The sequence below is a fragment of the Pseudomonas sp. Fl5BN2 genome (assembly GCF_009908205.1).
GTDB lineage: Bacteria > Pseudomonadota > Gammaproteobacteria > Pseudomonadales > Pseudomonadaceae > Aquipseudomonas.
The window spans coordinates 382,991-400,686 of sequence record NZ_JAAARL010000001.1 but is presented as its reverse complement, the minus strand read 5'-3'; the positions used below and the strand labels follow the sequence as shown (position 1 = coordinate 400,686).

Annotated in this window: 20 protein-coding genes; 12 read left to right on the top strand and 8 right to left on the bottom strand. The window is 61.0% G+C overall.

Annotation, left to right across the window (positions count from 1 at the left end; genetic code table 11):
• Nucleotides 1–45: 45 nt before the first annotated feature.
• Nucleotides 46–693 carry a glutathione S-transferase family protein gene (locus tag GV819_RS01905; protein ID WP_161752939.1) on the bottom strand — a complete coding sequence of 216 codons (648 nt, stop codon included), beginning with the start codon at nucleotides 691–693 and terminating at the stop codon, nucleotides 46–48.
• Nucleotides 694–818: 125 nt separating this feature from the next.
• Between GV819_RS01905 and GV819_RS01900 the strand changes: the two genes are divergently transcribed.
• The 3 genes from GV819_RS01900 to GV819_RS01890 all read left to right on the top strand — a co-directional run bounded on the left by GV819_RS01900 (nucleotide 819) and on the right by GV819_RS01890 (nucleotide 4,568).
• Complete coding sequence (locus GV819_RS01900) at nucleotides 819–1,103, top strand: hypothetical protein (protein ID WP_161752937.1); 285 nt, start codon at nucleotides 819–821, stop codon at nucleotides 1,101–1,103.
• Between the two features lie 205 nt (nucleotides 1,104–1,308).
• Nucleotides 1,309–1,554 (top strand): TIGR02647 family protein, encoded by a 246-nt coding sequence (locus tag GV819_RS01895; protein WP_159894382.1) that lies wholly within the window; start codon nucleotides 1,309–1,311, stop codon nucleotides 1,552–1,554.
• A 167-nt stretch (nucleotides 1,555–1,721) separates the two neighbouring features.
• Nucleotides 1,722–4,568: a class I adenylate cyclase gene (locus GV819_RS01890; RefSeq protein ID WP_161752935.1), complete on the top strand. Its 2,847-nt coding sequence runs from the start codon at nucleotides 1,722–1,724 to the stop codon at nucleotides 4,566–4,568.
• A gap of 7 nt (nucleotides 4,569–4,575) precedes the next feature.
• Here the strand turns inward: GV819_RS01890 and rnk are convergent, their stop codons facing one another.
• From rnk to cyaY, 3 genes are all read right to left on the bottom strand, one after another.
• Complete coding sequence (gene rnk / locus GV819_RS01885) at nucleotides 4,576–4,989, bottom strand: nucleoside diphosphate kinase regulator (protein ID WP_011064182.1); 414 nt, start codon at nucleotides 4,987–4,989, stop codon at nucleotides 4,576–4,578.
• A 142-nt stretch (nucleotides 4,990–5,131) separates the two neighbouring features.
• On the bottom strand, nucleotides 5,132–5,365 hold the full coding sequence (locus tag GV819_RS01880) for a DUF1289 domain-containing protein (protein ID WP_161752933.1): 234 nt from the start codon (nucleotides 5,363–5,365) through the stop codon (nucleotides 5,132–5,134).
• Between the two features lie 4 nt (nucleotides 5,366–5,369).
• Nucleotides 5,370–5,702 (bottom strand): iron donor protein CyaY, encoded by a 333-nt coding sequence (cyaY, locus tag GV819_RS01875; RefSeq protein ID WP_161752931.1) that lies wholly within the window; start codon nucleotides 5,700–5,702, stop codon nucleotides 5,370–5,372.
• Between the two features lie 239 nt (nucleotides 5,703–5,941).
• Here cyaY and lptM point away from each other — a divergent pair, with 239 nt between their 5' ends.
• The 6 genes from lptM to GV819_RS01845 are packed head-to-tail and all read left to right on the top strand — an operon-like array spanning nucleotide 5,942 to nucleotide 10,531.
• Nucleotides 5,942–6,100, top strand: coding sequence for an LPS translocon maturation chaperone LptM (gene lptM / locus GV819_RS01870; RefSeq protein WP_011064184.1), 159 nt, complete (start codon nucleotides 5,942–5,944; stop codon nucleotides 6,098–6,100).
• 9 nt (nucleotides 6,101–6,109) lie between these two features.
• Nucleotides 6,110–7,357: a diaminopimelate decarboxylase gene (gene lysA, locus GV819_RS01865; protein WP_161752929.1), complete on the top strand. Its 1,248-nt coding sequence runs from the start codon at nucleotides 6,110–6,112 to the stop codon at nucleotides 7,355–7,357.
• Between the two features lie 4 nt (nucleotides 7,358–7,361).
• A complete protein-coding gene (gene dapF / locus GV819_RS01860; protein ID WP_161752927.1) occupies nucleotides 7,362–8,192 on the top strand; it encodes a diaminopimelate epimerase in 831 nt (276 codons plus the stop codon).
• A gap of 13 nt (nucleotides 8,193–8,205) precedes the next feature.
• The gene (locus GV819_RS01855; protein ID WP_161752925.1) at nucleotides 8,206–8,931 is read left to right on the top strand and encodes a DUF484 family protein; all 726 of its coding nucleotides are present in this window, start codon (nucleotides 8,206–8,208) and stop codon (nucleotides 8,929–8,931) included.
• A 2-nt stretch (nucleotides 8,932–8,933) separates the two neighbouring features.
• On the top strand, nucleotides 8,934–9,830 hold the full coding sequence (gene xerC / locus GV819_RS01850; protein WP_161752923.1) for a tyrosine recombinase XerC: 897 nt from the start codon (nucleotides 8,934–8,936) through the stop codon (nucleotides 9,828–9,830).
• On the top strand, nucleotides 9,830–10,531 hold the full coding sequence (locus GV819_RS01845; RefSeq protein ID WP_161752921.1) for an HAD family hydrolase: 702 nt from the start codon (nucleotides 9,830–9,832) through the stop codon (nucleotides 10,529–10,531). Before xerC ends, GV819_RS01845 begins: the two co-directional genes overlap by 1 nt.
• 159 nt (nucleotides 10,532–10,690) lie before the next feature.
• Here the strand turns inward: GV819_RS01845 and sutA are convergent, their stop codons facing one another.
• The 4 genes from sutA to glnK all read right to left on the bottom strand — a co-directional run bounded on the left by sutA (nucleotide 10,691) and on the right by glnK (nucleotide 13,461).
• Nucleotides 10,691–11,014, bottom strand: coding sequence for a transcriptional regulator SutA (gene sutA / locus GV819_RS01840; RefSeq protein ID WP_161752919.1), 324 nt, complete (start codon nucleotides 11,012–11,014; stop codon nucleotides 10,691–10,693).
• Between the two features lie 102 nt (nucleotides 11,015–11,116).
• Nucleotides 11,117–11,542, bottom strand: a complete 426-nt coding sequence (locus tag GV819_RS01835; protein ID WP_161752917.1) for a secondary thiamine-phosphate synthase enzyme YjbQ — start codon at nucleotides 11,540–11,542, stop codon at nucleotides 11,117–11,119.
• Nucleotides 11,543–11,751: 209 nt separating this feature from the next.
• On the bottom strand, nucleotides 11,752–13,089 hold the full coding sequence (locus tag GV819_RS01830) for an ammonium transporter (protein ID WP_161752915.1): 1,338 nt from the start codon (nucleotides 13,087–13,089) through the stop codon (nucleotides 11,752–11,754).
• A gap of 33 nt (nucleotides 13,090–13,122) precedes the next feature.
• A complete protein-coding gene (gene glnK / locus GV819_RS01825) occupies nucleotides 13,123–13,461 on the bottom strand; it encodes a P-II family nitrogen regulator (protein WP_002555808.1) in 339 nt (112 codons plus the stop codon).
• 416 nt (nucleotides 13,462–13,877) lie between these two features.
• Here glnK and GV819_RS01820 point away from each other — a divergent pair, with 416 nt between their 5' ends.
• From GV819_RS01820 to GV819_RS01810, 3 genes are all read left to right on the top strand, one after another.
• Nucleotides 13,878–14,138 (top strand): accessory factor UbiK family protein, encoded by a 261-nt coding sequence (locus GV819_RS01820; RefSeq protein ID WP_161752913.1) that lies wholly within the window; start codon nucleotides 13,878–13,880, stop codon nucleotides 14,136–14,138.
• Between the two features lie 179 nt (nucleotides 14,139–14,317).
• Nucleotides 14,318–15,811 (top strand): YifB family Mg chelatase-like AAA ATPase, encoded by a 1,494-nt coding sequence (locus tag GV819_RS01815; RefSeq protein ID WP_161752911.1) that lies wholly within the window; start codon nucleotides 14,318–14,320, stop codon nucleotides 15,809–15,811.
• A 524-nt stretch (nucleotides 15,812–16,335) separates the two neighbouring features.
• Nucleotides 16,336–17,682 carry an SrfA family protein gene (locus GV819_RS01810; protein ID WP_161752910.1) on the top strand — a complete coding sequence of 449 codons (1,347 nt, stop codon included), beginning with the start codon at nucleotides 16,336–16,338 and terminating at the stop codon, nucleotides 17,680–17,682.
• The last annotated feature ends 14 nt before the right edge of the window (nucleotides 17,683–17,696 follow it).

Here is a 17,696-nt window from a genome sequence, read left to right as displayed (position 1 = left end):
GTTCCGGCAACCCTCAGCCGGCGCGAACGGGCTCTTGGCCAAGCGCTATCGCCCTGACCTTCTGGCTGCAATCAACGTCGCCTTGTCAGCGGCAATGCGCCTCGCGCTGGGCGTCTGCTCCAGGCGTTCCAACAAGGCTTTCGCCTCCGGCATTTCGGCCAGGAAATCGATCCCGAACAACTTGTTCCCGACCACCAGGGCCAGGCTCACGCTGTATTGGAAATACAGATCCGCCACACTCAGACTGCTGCCCGCCACATAAGGCTCGAACCTGGCATGCCGGCGCAACGCGGCAAAGCCTTGCAGCAACTCGATCCCGGCCTTTTCCTTGATCGCCTCGGGCACCGTCACCCCGAAAAACACCTCGGGAAAACAGGCCCGGGCCGGCAGTTCGATGTACAGCTCGATCTCCTTGGCCAGCGCCAGTACCTGGGCACGCTCGAAGGCGTTCGCTGGCAGCAGCGCCGGCTCAGGCTGGACCTGTTCCAGGTAGTCAAGAATCACACTGGTTTCACTGATGAAGCCCTGCTCCACCTCAAGCACCGGTACCTTGCCCCGCGGGCTGATGGCCAATGCCTCAGGGCTTTGACCGGCATAAAACAGTACCTCTTCGAAGGGCAACCCCTTCTCCAGCAAGGCCAGCTTGACCATGTTGTAGTAGTTGCTGATGGAGAACCCATAAAGCTTGAACATCCCATAGCCTCCAGGCCGTGCAAGGGGTTGGCAGGACTTTTTATAGAGGGTTAATCCCACTCTGGCCAGCAGCATCCCGTCGTTGAATACGAGTAAACTGGCGACCTTTCCTTGAGGAGCCTGCCATGAGCGAGCCAACCGATATCGACACCGACGAAGAAGAGTTCGCCGAAACAACCCTGGTCGAAGCCATCGAAAACCAGATCGAAAGCGACAACCCGCCGGCGGCCAAGGCCACGTTCAACAAGTTGACCCTTGTAGGCTACGAGCGGGAGGAAATTCTCAATCTGATGGCCCATGTCCTGGCGATCGAGATTGATGCGATTCTCGAGCAAGACCGCGCCTTCGATACTCAATGGTACGAAGCCGCACTGCGCGCCCTGCCGGAACTGCCTCCCGAGAAGCCGTGAGCCAGCACTGCCGGAGCGCTGCGCACAGCAACGTTCCGGCACTCGGTACAGCCTAGCGCTTGTGCCGTGACTACACTGCAACCACCCTGCGGCCAAACACCGCTGGCCCAGGGTGTAAAAGTACTCAGCGAACGCTGGACACGCCGCCTTTCTGCGGTCACCTTAAGAACGCTGACCTCTAATTCCTAGAAAGTCTGGAGTCCTTATGTCGTATACCCCTGAGTTGGTTGCCGAACTGGAAATCCTTGCGCTCTTCAACCTGGACAACTCCCAGGAAGGCCTGAAAATCCATCAGACCGCTGCCCCTTCTGCCATCGCCGCCGCCCAACGCCTGTTTGCCAAAGAGCTCATTACCCTGCCCGATGGGGGCTACCTGACCAGCCTTGGCCGGGATGCCGCCGAGCATGCACAAGGTTTGCTGACCATCCTGAGTGTCAAAGAAACCGCCTGAATACTGTTCCTCGGCCTGCGGGGTTCCCGTCTGTCGGATTCCGTAGGCACTCTTCCGCCAATACGCTAAAAATCTGGCGTCAAAAATAAAATCAGTTCAAGGCTTGGCCTTGTCTGGCGGTAAACTGCTGCCGTCCTCAAAACCGCCACGTTCGAGCTCAGCTTGAGATGCCCCATACCCATGAAATCCGTCCCGACCTGGATGAAGGAATCGATCGCAAGGTTCTGAGCCGACTGCGCGCACGTTTTCTCACCCTCAATGAGGGACGCATGGCACGCGCAATGGAGGGGTTGTCGACGCGCCAGCAATTGGTCCTCAACCTGTTGCCCCTGTTCTTTCATGTCAATCACCCATTGCTGCCCGGTTATGTATCCGGCGCGACTCCAGCGGGGCTATCCAACTACGAACCCGACCCACAGGCCCTGGCCGAAGCTCAGCGCCTGACCCGGTCTTTTTCCTACAAGCCCCGCCATGGCAACCCGCCACGGCCGATTCACGGGTTATTCCTCATGGGCAGCCTGGGCACCCTGGCCCAGGCCGACCAAAGCGATATGGATGTCTGGGTGTGTCACGCCGCGGATCTGAGCGAAACCGAATTGGCCGAGCTACAGAAGAAATGCCAGTTGCTGGAAACCTGGGCCGCCGGCCAGGGCGCCGAAGCCCACTTCTTCCTGATCGACCCGAGCCGCTTTGTCCGCGGAGAACGGGATACTCAACTGAGCTCGGACGATTGCGGCACTACCCAGCATTATCTGCTGCTGGACGAGTTCTACCGTACGGCCATCTGGCTGGCCGGCCGCACCCCTCTGTGGTGGCTAGTGCCGGTATACGAAGAGAACCGCTACGAGCAGTACATTCACACACTGCTGTCCAAGCGCTTCGTGCCTGCCGAAGAGAACCTCGACCTTGGCCACATGGCACGCATTCCTCCCGGCGAGTTCATCGGTGCAGGGCTCTGGCAGTTGTTCAAAGGCATCGAGTCACCCTACAAATCAGTGCTCAAGCTGCTGCTGATCGAGGTCTATGCCAGCGAACATCCCAAGGTCCAGTGCCTGAGCCTGCGCTTCAAGCAAGCGGTATTCGCCAACCGCCTGGACCTCGACGAGCTAGACCCATATATCGTGGTCTACCGGCGCATCGAGGAATACCTCAAGGCCCGAGGCGAGCCGGAGCGCCTGGAACTGGTGAGGCGCAGCCTGTACCTCAAGGTCAACCGCAAGCTCACCACCGGCAACGCAGCTCGCAACCCAAGCTGGCAACGAGCACTGCTGGAGCGCCTGGCCAGCGAATGGGGCTGGGATCAGCGCCAACTGGCACTGCTGGACAGCCGCAGCCAATGGAAGGTGCGCCAGGTCAGCGCCGAACGCCGAGCGCTGGTCAACGAACTCAACTACAGCTATCGCTTCCTGACCCAGTTCGCCCGCACCGAACAGGCCGCTAGCCTGATCAACAAACGCGATTTGAATGTATTGGGCCGACGGCTGTACGCAGCCTTCGAACGCAAGGCAGGCAAGATCGAGTTCATCAATCCAGGCATCGCCCCGGACCTGGCGGAAGACACTCTGACCCTGGTGCAGTCGCCGAACAAGAAGGAGCCGGGGCATGACTACTGGGGCCTGTACAACGGCAGCCTAACCGCCCTGGAGTGGGAACACTTTGCCCCGATCAAACGCAGCCGCGAACTGCTGGAGCTGCTCACCTGGTGCCATCGCAACGGAGTGATCGACAGCAGTACGCGCTTGGCCCTGCACCCCGGCAACAGCGACCTGAGCGAATTCGAACTGTTCAATTTGCTGGGCAGCCTGCAACAGACCGTCGCCCTGCCGTTGGCCAGCGTCAGCGAAGAGCAGCTGTTGCACGCCAGCGTGCCCAGCGAGGTGTTGATCCTGGTGAACGTCGGGGTCGACCCCCTCAAGCATCACCGCGACCTGAACGTTCACATGACCACCGAGCGCACCGACTCTCTGAGCTACGCAGGAGTGCGGGAGAACTTGGTACTGACCCTGGATCAGGTGACTCTCAATAGCTGGAATGAGGTCATGGTCAGCCGTTACGACGGCGAACATGCGTTGCTCGATTGCCTGCGGGACTACCTGAATAATCTGCCGTCGCGCAGCCAACCGCGCCTGCAGGTACGCTGTTTCTGCCACAACCGCGCGCAATTCATCGCCCGGCGGGTGGAGGAATTGTTCGAAACCGCGCACAACCTGATGCTCAGCCAGCTCAACTATCGCTACCTGATTCAAGTGCAGCAGCATTATCACGTCCTCGAACTGGTACCCGGGAAGGTCCGCCACCGGGCCATGGCAACCCCTGCAGCGCTGCTCGAGTACCTGGGACAGGAGCAGGTCCGCTACAGCCCCCTGCATCTGGACCCGATGGCCCTGGAGGACCATGACCTGGCACTGGTCCTGCCCATGGGCCAGTCGGACTGCGTCCAGGTGTTCTATCGGATCATCGAACGCCACGCCGAACTCTATATCCTCGATGAGCACAACGCGCTGTGGCAGCAGACCTTGCCCTACCACGACGAACAAAGCCTATTGGTACCCCTGCAGCGTTTCCTGCAGTCGATCCTCTACCGCCGTGAAGCGCTGCTGCCGATGGAAAGCAGTCAGGACGAGAAACCCTTGGAAACAATCTACTTGCAGGTTCTGCCCTCAGGCAGCGGCCGAGCACGTCGGGTGGAGGCCCGGCCAGCACCGCTGACGCCCGTCGACAAGGCTTTTTATGACGTGCAGGCAATCATCGGCAAGGCGGCACCGGGGCAGGTGCACGTCTCGCTGTACTGCAACCAACGGGAGTTTTCCGAACTGGAATATGGCGATCAGCTGTTCAGCGCAGTGGCCCAGGAGATCGTCGGACAGCGCCACGAACCCGAGCGTTATCGCTGCTACATCACCGACCTTGACCTGTCCGGGCTACTCGGTGATGTGCAAAGTTCGAGCATCGTATATCTGCGTTACAAGGCCAGCCTGGAGCGCGCACTGAACGACGCGCTCGAGCAAGTCTAGGGCGAAATCAGAGGTGGTAGTCGCCCGCTGCTTCCGGCTGGTATTCCACTTCCAGCAGAGTCAGCTTCAAAGTCTTGCCACCTGGCGCCGGCCAGTCGATGTATTGACCCACCTGCAGGCCCAGCAAGGCGCTGCCTACCGGGGCTAGAATCGAGATCTTGCCTTCGTCGGCGTTGGCGTCCTGTGGATAAACCAGGGTCAGGTGATAGTCCTTGCCGCTACTTTCTTCACGGCAATGCACACGCGAGTTCATGGTTACGACACCGGCCGGAACTTCATCGTGGCCCACCAGCGTTTCGGCACGATCCAACTCGGTTTGCAGTGCAATGACGCCTGGCAGCGAGTCGTCCAGGCTGTCGATCAGACGCTCCAGACGTTGCACGTCAAGGCGGGTAAGGATGATGGATGGTGCAGTACTCATGATCCTGGCTGACTCCTATTTTTTCTGCACAAAAAAGCAAAACCCCGCCAAATAAGACGGGGTTCTCACCGGCCTCGATGTAGTGAGGCGAAGCCGGACACTATCACAGCACACTGAATAAACAAACCGTATGAGTACGAACCTAAAGCCCCTCTGCCACCACGGTCTGTTTACGCTGCAGCGCCTGGGCACAGATCACGCGCCGACGTTCGTCATCGGCCGAGCGCCACTCGCGAATGTCCTCCACATGACGGAAACAGCCACGGCAGACCTTCTCCTCATCGAGACGGCACAGGCTGATGCACGGTGAGCTCACCGCCGGGCTGACGTTACTGTAGAGCGGCTTGGGCGGGCGGACTGCGGCAGGCTGCGTCACGGTATCAAAGCCCTTCGAACTCAAGCTTGATGCCCGCCTGCTCGAAGACGATACGCTCCAGCATCTCCCCCAGCTGCTCTTCGCTCTTGTCGCACATCCAGCGCTCGCTTTCTGCGTCGTAATCGAAGTGGAAACCGCCGGAACGCGCGGCCAGCCACAGCTGGCGCAAAGGTTCCTGGCGGCTGAAGATCACCTGGCTGCCGTTGTCGAACTTGACGGTGAGTACCCCAGCCGAGCTTTCCAGGTCGATATCCAGGTCACTCTCATCGAAAATATCCTCCAGCGTCTGCTGGGTGGCGTCCACCAGGTCGTGAAAACGGGCTTCAGTCAAACTCATTACGGGAACCTCGAAAAGTGTCTACTCACGCTCAAGCGCCGCAAGATACGGGCGCTTCCCAGCGAATGCAAAGGATACCGAACAGGCGAACAAATGCGCGGCCCATTGCGCCGGGGGCCGCCCAAACCCGCTAACGGGCACTGGGCAAAGGCCCGCTGGACGGGAGTTACGCTGCATAGGCAAGCTGCCGGGTGGCCGGTATACTCGGGCGCAATTTACGCATTCTCAAGGATTTCGCCATGAAGCGCCTGATCTCTTCCCTTGCTGCGCTCGTCGCGGTTGCCTGCCTTGTTACCGCCTGCGGCCAGAAAGGCCCGCTGTATCTGCCTGATGACAGCAAATCCCCCGAAGAACAGGCGAAGTCGCAATCGCAGTCGCACAAGCACGACACCTACTAAGGGCAAACCATGGACGCTTTTAACTACCGCGACGGTGAGCTGTTCGCGGAAGGCGTAGCCCTGTCCGCGATTGCCGATCGTTTCGGCACGCCCACCTACGTCTATTCCCGTGCACACATCGAAGCCCAGTACCTGGCTTATGCACAGGCACTTGCCGGCATGCCGCACCTGGTCTGCTTCGCGGTAAAAGCCAACTCCAACCTGGGCGTGCTGAATGTCCTGGCCCGCCTCGGCGCCGGTTTCGACATCGTCTCCCGGGGCGAGCTGGAGCGGGTATTGGCCGCAGGCGGTCAGGCCGACAAGATTGTCTTCTCCGGCGTCGGCAAAACCCGTGACGACATGCGTCGTGCCCTGGAAGTGGGCGTCCATTGTTTCAACGTCGAATCCGCTGAAGAACTGGAGCGCCTGCAGGTCGTGGCCGCCGAGCTGGGTGTACGCGCGCCAATCTCGCTGCGGGTCAATCCCGACGTCGATGCCGGTACCCACCCGTACATTTCCACCGGGCTCAAGGAAAACAAGTTCGGCATCGCAATTGCTGCCGCCGAGGATGTGTACATCCGCGCAGCCCAGTTGCCCAACCTGGAAATCATCGGTGTCGACTGCCATATCGGCTCGCAACTGACCACCCTGGAACCCTTCATCGACGCCCTCGACCGGCTGCTGGATCTAGTGGACCGCCTCGGCGAATGCGGTATCTACCTGCGCCACATCGATCTCGGTGGTGGCTTGGGTGTGCGCTATCGCGACGAAGAGCCGCCGCTGGCTGCCGACTACATCAAGGCAGTGCGCGAGCGCCTGGATGGCCGCGACCTGGCCCTGGTGTTCGAGCCGGGCCGCTTCATCGTCGCCAACGCCGGCGTGCTGCTGACTCGGGTCGAGTACCTCAAGCACACCGAACACAAGGATTTCGCCATCGTCGACGGCGCCATGAACGACCTGATCCGCCCGGCGCTGTACCAGGCCTGGATGGACGTCAGCGCCGTACGCCCGCGCGATGCCGAACCCCGCACCTACGACATCGTCGGACCGATCTGCGAAACCGGCGACTTCCTCGCCAAGGAGCGCGCCCTGGCCCTGGCCGAGGGCGACCTGCTGGCGGTGCATTCCGCTGGTGCCTATGGTTTCGTCATGAGCTCGAACTACAACACCCGCGGTCGTGCCGCTGAAGTACTGGTCGATGGCGACCAGGCCGTTGAAGTGCGTCGCCGCGAGACGGTAGCCGAGTTATTCGCTGGCGAAAGCCTGCTGCCGGAGTAAAGCCATGCTGCTGCGTTTTACCAAGATGCATGGCCTGGGCAATGATTTCATGGTTCTCGACCTGGTCAGCCAGCACGCGCATATTCTGCCCAAGCACGCCAAACAATGGGGTGACCGTCATACCGGGATCGGCTTCGATCAGTTGCTGATCGTCGAGGCCCCGAGCAATCCGGATGTGGATTTCCGCTACCGAATCTTCAACTCCGACGGCTCCGAAGTAGAACAATGTGGCAACGGTGCCCGCTGCTTCGCCCGCTTCGTACTGGACAAGCGCCTGACCACCAAGCGTCAGATCCGCGTGGAAACCAAGAGCGGTGTGATCGAACTGGATGTGCGCAACGACGGTCAGATCAGCGTCAATATGGGCGCTCCACGCCTGGTGCCGGCGGATATTCCGTTCCAGGCACCGGCTCAGGCCAACAGCTACTTGCTGGACGTCGAGGGTCGCGAGGTCGAATTGGCCGCCGTATCCATGGGCAACCCCCACGCGGTATTGCGGGTAGATGACATCAACAGTGCGCCGGTTCATCAACTGGGCCCGAAGATCGAGCACCATCCGCGCTTCCCGGCGCGGGTCAATGTCGGTTTTCTCCAGGTGCTGGACCGTCAGCGCGCACAATTGCGGGTCTGGGAACGCGGCGCTGGGGAAACCCAGGCCTGTGGTACCGGCGCCTGCGCCGCCGCAGTGGCCGCGATCAGCCAGGGGTGGATGGATTCACCACTATTGATCGACCTGCCGGGCGGGCGCTTGTCCATTGAATGGGCCGGCCCTGGCCAACCGGTGATGATGACCGGCCCGGCAGTGCGCGTATACGAAGGACAGGTGCGTCTATGAGTGAGCGAAATCCATGACTGATCAGCCGCAGGTTCCCGCCAAAAAGCCCGACGATTCACCTTCCGAAAGCCTGGAGGCCGCGGCTGTAGCCGCCTACCTGGAGGCACACCCGGACTTCTTCGTCGACCACGAAGAACTGCTCCCGGCCTTGCGTATTCCCCACCAGCGCGGCGATACCGTTTCGCTGGTGGAGCGGCAGATGAAGATCCTCCGCGAACGCAATATCGAGATGCGCCATCGCCTGTCGCAATTGATGGACGTGGCACGGGACAATGACCGGCTGTTCGACAAGACCCGCCGCCTGATCCTTGCGCTAATGGACGCCACCAGCCTGGAAGAAGTGGTGATAAGCGTCGAAGACAGCCTGCGCCAGGACTTCCAGGTGCCCTTTGTCAGCCTGATCCTGTTCAGCGACATCGCCATGCCGGTAGGTCGCTGGGTTTCCGCCGCCGAAGCCCAGGGCGCCATTGGCGGCCTGTTGGCGGAAGGCAAGAGTGTCAGCGGCAGCCTGCGCGAACACGAGCTGGACTTTCTCTTCGGCGAAGAACAGCGCAAGCAGATCGGCTCCACCGCGGTGGTCGCCCTGGCACACCAGGGCATGCACGGTGTCCTGGCTATCGCCAGCCGTGATCCACAGCATTACAAGAGCTCGGTGGGCACCCTGTTCCTCAGTTACATCGCCGAGGTCACTGGCCGCGTGCTGCCGCGCTTCACCCACTCGCTGCGCTCGGTACGCTGACCGTGCAAGAACAACTGGACGCCTACTGCGCGCATCTGCGCAGTGAGCGCCAGGTGTCGCCTCACACCCTGCAGGCCTACCGACGCGACCTCGACAAGGTGCTGGGGTTCTGCGAGAAACAACAGGTCCGCAACTGGACCGACCTGGACATCCAGGGCCTGCGCAGCATGATTGCCCGCCTGCATCAGCAGGGTCAGTCATCGCGCAGCCTGGCGCGCCTGCTGTCCGCGGTACGCGGGCTCTACCACTACCTGAACCGCGAAGGATTGTGCGATCACGATCCGGCCAACGGCCTGGCTCCGCCCAAGGGTGAACGACGTCTGCCCAAGACCCTGGACGCCGATCGCACCCTGCAACTGCTGGAAGGCGCAGTGGAAGACGACTTCCTGGCCCATCGTGACCAGGCGATCCTGGAACTGTTCTACTCCTGCGGATTGCGCCTTTCCGAGCTGACCAGCCTGAACCTCGAACAACTGGACCTGGCGGACGGCCTGGTACAAGTCCAGGGCAAGGGCAGCAAGACTCGAGTCCTGCCGGTGGGCAGGAAAGCCCGGGAGGCGCTGTCGCAGTGGCTGCCACTGCGAGCCCTGAGCAACCCGCCGGACGGCGCCCTGTTCGTCAGCCAAAAGGGCCGACGCCTGGGGCCGCGAGCCATTCAACTACGGGTCAAGGCCGCCGGCGAACGGGAGCTGGGGCAGAACCTGCACCCGCACATGCTGCGCCACTCCTTCGCCAGCCATTTGCTGGAGTCCTCCCAGGACCTGCGCGCCGTGCAGGAACTGCTCGGGCACTCGGACATCAAGACCACCCAGATCTACACCCACCTGGACTTCCAGCACCTGGCAGCGGTCTACGACAGCGCCCATCCACGGGCCAAACGCAACAAAGGCGGTGAGTAATGACCATCAAGCTGATCACCTTCGACCTCGATGACACCCTGTGGGACACCGCTCCGGTGATCGTCAGCGCCGAAGCCACCCTGCGCCAGTGGCTGACGGAACACGCGCCGAATCTTGGCGGCGTGCCGGTGGAGCATCTGTGGGCCATTCGCGAGCGGGTACTGAACAACGAGCCGAACCTCAAGCACCGGATCAGCGCCCTGCGCCGCCGGGTGCTGTTCCACGCCCTGGAAGAGGCCGGGTATGACCACGTACAGGCCAACCAGCTAGCGGATCAGAGCTTCGAAGTGTTCCTGCATGCCCGGCACCAACTGAATATCTTCCCCGAGGTCCAACCGACCCTGGAGGCCCTGGCCAACCATTTCGCCCTGGGAGTGGTCACCAACGGCAACGCCGACGTACGTCGCCTGGGCCTGGCGGACTACTTCAAGTTCGCCCTGTGTGCCGAAGATATCGGCATCGCCAAACCCGATGCCCGGCTGTTCCATGAAGCCTTGCAGCGCGGCGGAGCGAGCGCCGACAGCGCCGTGCATATCGGCGATCACCCGGGTGATGACATTGCCGGTGCCCAGCAGGCAGGATTGCGCGCCATCTGGTTCAACCCCACCGGCAAGGCCTGGGAAGCCGAGCATGCGCCCGATGCGGAAATCCGCAGCCTGACCGAACTCCCCGCGCTGCTAGGCCGCTGGAAGTCGCTGTAGACGCCCCGCAGAACGGCTCCAGGCGATCTCTTGGATAGGCCGTTTCGCCAGCTCTGGCAGGGCCTCACCCTTGATCGCAGCCTGCGGCGGTTGCAATTGCTTTGGGCATGAAAAAGCCCGCAGCGACGGCGGGCTTTTTCAGCAAGCAAGTAGCAAGGCTCAGATAGGCCGGCTGCCGTACTTGTTGTCAGGCTTCTTGGGCGGATCGGCGACCACATTGGCCTCGACTTCCTGCACTCTACCGCCACGGGCCAGGAACTCTTCCATGGCACGCGCCAGTGCATCACGCTCCTTATTCTTGGCTTCGACACTCGGCAGCTCGTCTACCGAGACGGCAGCCTTGGCTTTGCCTTTGGCGGTCGGAGCAGGTGCATCACCGCCATCGTCTTCCGCCACATCGTCGGCGGCCGCTTCAAGACCTTCTTCGGTATCGTCTTCTTCACCTACTTCGAGGTCGTCGTTTTCCAGATCATCGTCGCTCATGTTCTACCTCATGACTTGCGAAAAGCAGATTAGTTATAGCCCAGCTCAGCCAACTGTCGAAGGCTGCCGGAAAAAAATCAACGTCCACTGATACTCAGCGGCTTATGCCTCATCACCGTGCAAGGTGGCAAGGACTTTACGAGCACCGCCATGGTCGCGGTGCTCGCCCAGATAAACACCTTGCCAAGTGCCTAGGGCCAGGCGCCCCGCCGATACCGGCAAAGTCAGCTGACAGCCTAGCAAACTGGCCTTGAAGTGCGCGGGGAGGTCGTCTGCGCCTTCGTCGTTATGTTCGTACCCGGCCATGCCTTGAGGCACTAGGGTGTTGAAGAAACGCTCGAAGTCACGCCGGACCGCCGGATCGGCGTTCTCGTTGATAGTCAACGAGGCCGAGGTATGTTGCAGCCACACATGCAGCAGACCAATCCGACATGCCTTCAACTCAGGCAGGCCGGCGAGCAACTCGTCCGTCACCAGATGAAAGCCCCGGGGCCTGGCCCGCAGGGTAATCAGGGTCTGTTGCCACATACCGATCTCCACACTTCGGCGCGCATTCTAGCGCGCTCAGGGAAAAAACAAAGCGCCGAATAATCCTGCTTTAGTGTAAGCATTTGCCCTACCGAAAATCGTCAGGGCAAACACGCCAAGACTCACCAGAAAAACCTTTCAGCCTTTCTCAATGAGAAATACCAGGCAAAAAAATGCCCGGCAGGAGCCGGGCTTTTTTTCTGCAGCGATTACAGGTTGTAACCACGCTCGTTGTGTTGCGCCAGATCGAGACCGACCGCTTCCTCTTCTTCGGAAACCCGCAGACCCATGACCGCATCCAGGACTTTGAGGATGATGAAGGTGACAATGGCGGTGTAAATCACCGTGAAACCCACGCCCTTGGCCTGAATCCAGACTTGCGCCGCCACGTCGGTCACGGTGCCGAAGCCACCCATGGACGGAGCGGCAAACACGCCAGTGAGCATCGCACCGAGAATACCGCCGATACCGTGTACGCCAAAGGCATCCAGGGAGTCGTCATAACCCAGTTTGCGCTTGAGGCTGGTGGCGCAGAAGAAGCACACCACGCCCGCAGCCAGGCCGATGATCAGAGCCCCCATCGGGCCGACGGTACCGGCGGCCGGAGTAATAGCCACCAGGCCAGCCACCACGCCCGAAGCGATACCCAGCGCACTTGGCTTGCCGTGGGTGATCCACTCGGCAAACATCCAGCCCAGAGCGGCGGCGGCGGTGGCGATCTGAGTCACCAGCATGGCCATGCCAGCAGTGCCATTGGCGGCAGCGGCGGAACCGGCGTTGAAACCAAACCAACCGACCCAGAGCATGGCCGCCCCCATCAAGGTGTAACCCAGATTGTGAGGAGCCATTGGGGTGGTCGGAAAACCCTTGCGCTTGCCCAGCACCAGACAAGCCACCAGGCCCGCGATACCAGCATTGATGTGCACCACAGTGCCGCCGGCAAAGTCCAGCACGCCCCAGTCGCCCAGCAAAGAACCCGGGCCGCTCCAGACCATGTGCGCAATCGGTGCGTAAACCAGGGTGAACCAGACGCCCATGAAGATCAGCATCGCGGAGAACTTCATCCGCTCGGCGAAGGCACCGACGATCAGCGCCGGGGTAATGATGGCGAAGGTCATCTGGAAGGTGACGAACACCGCTTCAGGGAAGAGCGCCGCAGGACCGGTCAGGCTGTTGGGGGTGACCCCGGCCAGGAAGGCCTTGGAGAAGCCGCCCACGAAAGAGTTGAGGTTGACGACGCCGGCTTCCATCCCGGTGGTGTCGAACGCCATGCTGTAGCCATAGATGAACCACAGGACAGTGATCAGGCCAGTAATGGCGAAACACTGCATCATCACCGAAAGAATGTTCTTCGAACGCACCATGCCGCCGTAGAACAACGCCAGCCCAGGAATGGTCATGAACAGCACCAGGGCGGTGGAGGTCAGCATCCAGGCGGTATCGCCGGAATTGAGGACTGGAGGGGGCACTGGATCTGCCGCCAAGGCCAGGCCAGGCATTACGAGGGACAACAGGGCTCCTAGCCCTGCGATTTTGCGCAGAGTCATATTGTTTTCTCCTGGGGCGTTGGGTTTGGCGGCTTAGATTGCGTCGGTATCGGTTTCGCCGGTACGGATGCGAATAGCCTGTTCCAGATTGACCACGAAGATCTTGCCGTCACCGATCTTGCCGGTGTTGGCGGCCTTGGTTATCGCCTCGATAACCCGGTCAAGATCCTTGTCGTCAATGGCGACATCGATCTTCACCTTGGGCAGGAAATCGACCACGTACTCCGCACCGCGATACAGCTCGGTGTGCCCCTTCTGCCGGCCGAAGCCCTTGACCTCAGTAACGGTAATGCCCTGCACGCCGATTTCGGACAGCGACTCGCGCACGTCGTCCAACTTGAACGGCTTGATGATGGCAGTGACTAGCTTCATGAAACTTTCTCCCGAATTGGTGGACTTGCCCCAGGAAAACAAACCCGGCTCAAGTCTAAGCGCAGTGCCTGGCTTTGTAACGCATCGTCGGCCCTACTCAGCCAGACCGACGCCAGCTAACCACTCCTGACGAAACACTCCCCGCTCCGCCTGCCGCACTGCATTTGTCATGGCGACTGCATCAGTGCATGGGTCACCAGGGTCTAAGCAGAAAGCTTGCCAGCTCGGGAAAAATCAGTGATTTCAGTCTCTTGCCTGCAACCGACCAGGGATGAGGCAGAACAGCACCGTGGATACGCACAATAACGGTGCGTCGATGCTTGGATAGATGCGCGAAAAACGTGCAGGACATGCACCACCAAGCCCTTGGGGCGTGCGTGATACACTTCGGCCCATCTGCTATTCAGGACACTCCCATGCTTGCGCCCAAAGACCTTCTCGATGCCCTGAGCGGCCACGCCTCTCGCTTGCTCAGCGGTGAAACACCCCTGCCTCGCAATGAAATCGAAAGCCAGTTCAAAGCCCTGCTGCAAAGCGGCTTCAGCAAACTGGACCTGGTCAGCCGAGAAGAATTCGACAGCCAGATGGTGGTCCTGGCCCGCACCCGGGCACGCCTGGAAAGCCTCGAAGCCAAAGTGGCAGAGCTGGAAACCAGGCTCAATCCGACGGCTCAATGATCTGAATCCATTATTCGCCGGCAAGCCAGCGCCTACAGGCATGTAGAAACCGGCTTGCCGGTGAAGGCTGTGCCGACGACATATCCTGTCTGCATTCAAACGCTACCCCGCCAAAGCCCTCGACTATCCTTGCAGCACCGCAGGATGCGGTTCCCGCTGTCTCAAGGAACGACTTCCCCATGTCCCTGGCAATCATCCACAGCCGCGCCCAGGTGGGCGTGCAGGCTCCGGCTGTCAGCGTTGAAGTGCACTTGGCCAACGGCCTGCCGAGCCTGACCCTGGTAGGGCTGCCGGAAGCTGCGGTCAAGGAAAGCAAGGACCGGGTGCGCAGTGCCATCCTCAATGCCGGATTCAATTTCCCCCCTCGGCGCATCACCCTCAACCTGGCTCCGGCAGACCTGCCCAAGGACGGCGGACGCTTCGATCTGGCGATCGCCCTGGGCATCCTCGCCGCCAGCGTGCAAGTGCCGGCGCTGGCCCTGGATAACGTCGAATGCCTGGGAGAGCTGGCCTTATCCGGCGCGGTACGCCCGGTACGCGGCGTGCTGCCGGCCGCGCTGGCAGCACGCAAGGCTGGACGCACCCTGCTGGTTCCCCGGACCAATGCCGAAGAAGCCTGCCTCGCTTCGGGCCTGGAGGTGATCGCCGTGGACCATCTGCTGGAGGCCGTCGCCCACCTCAATGGCCATGCACCGATCCCGCCTTATGCCAGCGACGGCCTGCAAGAGTGCCACTCACCCTACCCCGACCTGAGCGAAGTCCAGGGCCAGCTCGCGGCCAAACGCGCGCTGCTGATCGCCGCCGCCGGCGCTCACAATCTGTTGTTCAGTGGCCCGCCCGGCACTGGCAAGACCTTGCTGGCCAGCCGCCTGCCAGGCCTGCTGCCACCGCTGCAGGAAGATGAGGCCCTGGAAGTCGCAGCGATTCAATCGGTGAGCAGCCACACGCCCCTGCGCCATTGGCCACAACGACCGTTTCGCCAACCCCACCATTCGGCATCAAGCGCGGCGCTGGTCGGTGGCGGCTCGAAACCACAGCCCGGGGAAATAACCCTGGCCCATCACGGCGTCCTGTTTCTCGATGAGCTGCCGGAATTCGACCGCAAGGTCCTTGAAGTCCTGCGCGAACCCATGGAATCCGGGCAGATCGTCATCGCCCGGGCTCGTGACCGGGTGCAATTCCCCGCGCGCTTTCAGTTGGTGGCGGCCATGAACCCTTGCCCCTGTGGATACCTTGGCGAACCCAGCGGACGTTGCCGCTGCACGCCGGAACAGATCCAGCGTTATCGCAACAAGCTCTCCGGCCCCTTGCTCGACCGGATCGACCTGCACCTGACCGTGGCCCGCGAAGCTACCGCCCTGAATCCCGCAGCCCAGCCAGGGGATGACAGCGCCAGCGCAGCCGCCCGAGTAGCCCAGGCCCGGGAACGACAGTTGCAACGCCAGGGCTGCGCCAACGCCCTGCTCGACTTGCCCAGCCTGCGTCGCCACTGCCAGTTATCCACAGTCGACGAACGCTGGCTGGAAGCGGCCTGCGAACGCCTGAGCCTTTCGCTACGGGCCGCCCACCGACTGCTCAAGGTGGCACGGACCCTGGCTGACCTGGAACAGGTGGCCGCCATCAGCCGCGAACATCTGGCGGAAGCGCTGCAGTACCGACCCAGCGCCGGCTGAAGGCTCACCCTCTGGGCAAATCCACCAAAGGCGTTGGCCGCACTTCAGTCTCACAACCGCCCCAAATCCGACTGACACAAACTAGAGTGTTATCCACAGCGAACTTATCCAGCAGGCTATGGCGGATATTGAGCGGCTATTGGGCGCCAATGGTTTGCGCCAGGTTCAGCGAGTGCGGGAAAGTGTCATTGAGGGTAAAACTGACACCGCCCTATTTAGTCACCCACTCAGTGGGTTCATAGCGGATGTCTGTCATTGGAGTTATGCAGTTTTTATAGCGCTGATGAAACCATTCAGGACGCGTAAAACTGCTCCGTCCAATTGCCTCCGTATCACTGACTCCGAGGTTCTCCATCAAAGCAGTGCACACTACCTACCCGCCCGTGACACACTTACCGGTGGGGCGACCAATGTCACGTTGACGACAACATCATTATGCCATTAAGGTCGCGAGCTAATTCAGGGAGCAGGGCACAGGCACTACGCCTGTGTTTTTTTTGCACGAAGAAGCATATGGAGTTTGGATGCGCGGGGCACTATTACGCAGCGGTAAAAGCGGGTCTTTCACGGCTCTTGGCGAAACAGGCCAACCGGTCTACCGGGCAGCCCTGCAATTGCGCGAAGCCATTCGTCGCAAGAACCCCGACATGGTCGATCACCTGGCCATCCCGCAGAGCGATGAGCTCGGTAACCAGATCGACTGGTATAGCGGCATTGCCGGAGACGTCATCCCCTGGAGCAGCGCTACTGAAGAAGAGCGCGCTCCGGCACGTAAACAACTTGCCGACCTCAAGCTCGCCCTTGAAGAACTGAGCCAACGCTTCCTCGGTACCGATCCGGCCGAACAGCAGGGTGACAAGGCTGTATTCGGCAAGCTGCTCAAGCGGGTAATCCATTTCCCCGATGAGAACTTCGTCTATCTGGTAAACGGCAAGCCGGTGCTGACCTTCTGGGGCTTCGAGCATGCCGACAGCGACCGTAATCGCGACCCCCTGCACTGCCTGAACGCCCCTGTCCAAGCAGCCCCGCCGCCCCCGGTCATAGCCCCAGCGGTACCGCCAGTGATACCTGCAACCGTTGTACGTCCCTGGTGGCGACGCTGGTGGTGGCTGTGGCTGTTGCCACTACTCCTGTTGCTACTGCTGCTTCTAGGGCTGCGCGGCTGCATCCCACTTCCTCCGGTACTCGTCCACAGCCTTCCAGTGGACATGCGGCCTGTCGACCCCTTGGTCGAAGTACCGCTGGAGACCGGTGCACTGTCGACCGTCGACGGGGTTGTTACCCATGGCGCGGCGGTAGTCGGCAATGGCACGGCAGCTGGAGTGGAAACACCAACAGCCGTAGCAGCTGATCCTGCTTCTGCTAATGGAGTAAGCGTCGACCCGGATACCAAGCCAGATCCCAAGGACCCGAGCGCCGCTGACGAAAGTCCGAGCGCCGCAGAGCCGGCAACGCCACCGGCAACCCCGGAAGCACCCAAGGCTACTACTCCCCCAGGCCCGGCACTGAGTATCCCAGCCAACTCCGCTGACGGTGTGGCCGACTTCCTCAATGGCCAATACCGCGCAGGCGCTGGCATTCAGGATCGGCGTACCGGCAAACCGTTGCGCCTGGAGTACACCTTCAAGGATGGCAAGGGCGAGGTCACGGTGAAACGCGCCAACGGCGTCAACTGCACCGGGCCGGTTACCGCAGCCATGAACAAGGGCAGCCTGTCGATCGACAGCCAGGGCCAGGCCGTCTGTGGTGACGGCAGCACCTACGACATGCCAAAGGTTGATTGTCGGCAGGGCGCGACCAGCATCGCGGACTGCACCGGCGGCTATGGAAACGAGAAATTCCCCTTGTCCATGCGACAGACGGGCGAATAACACTGGAAACCCCT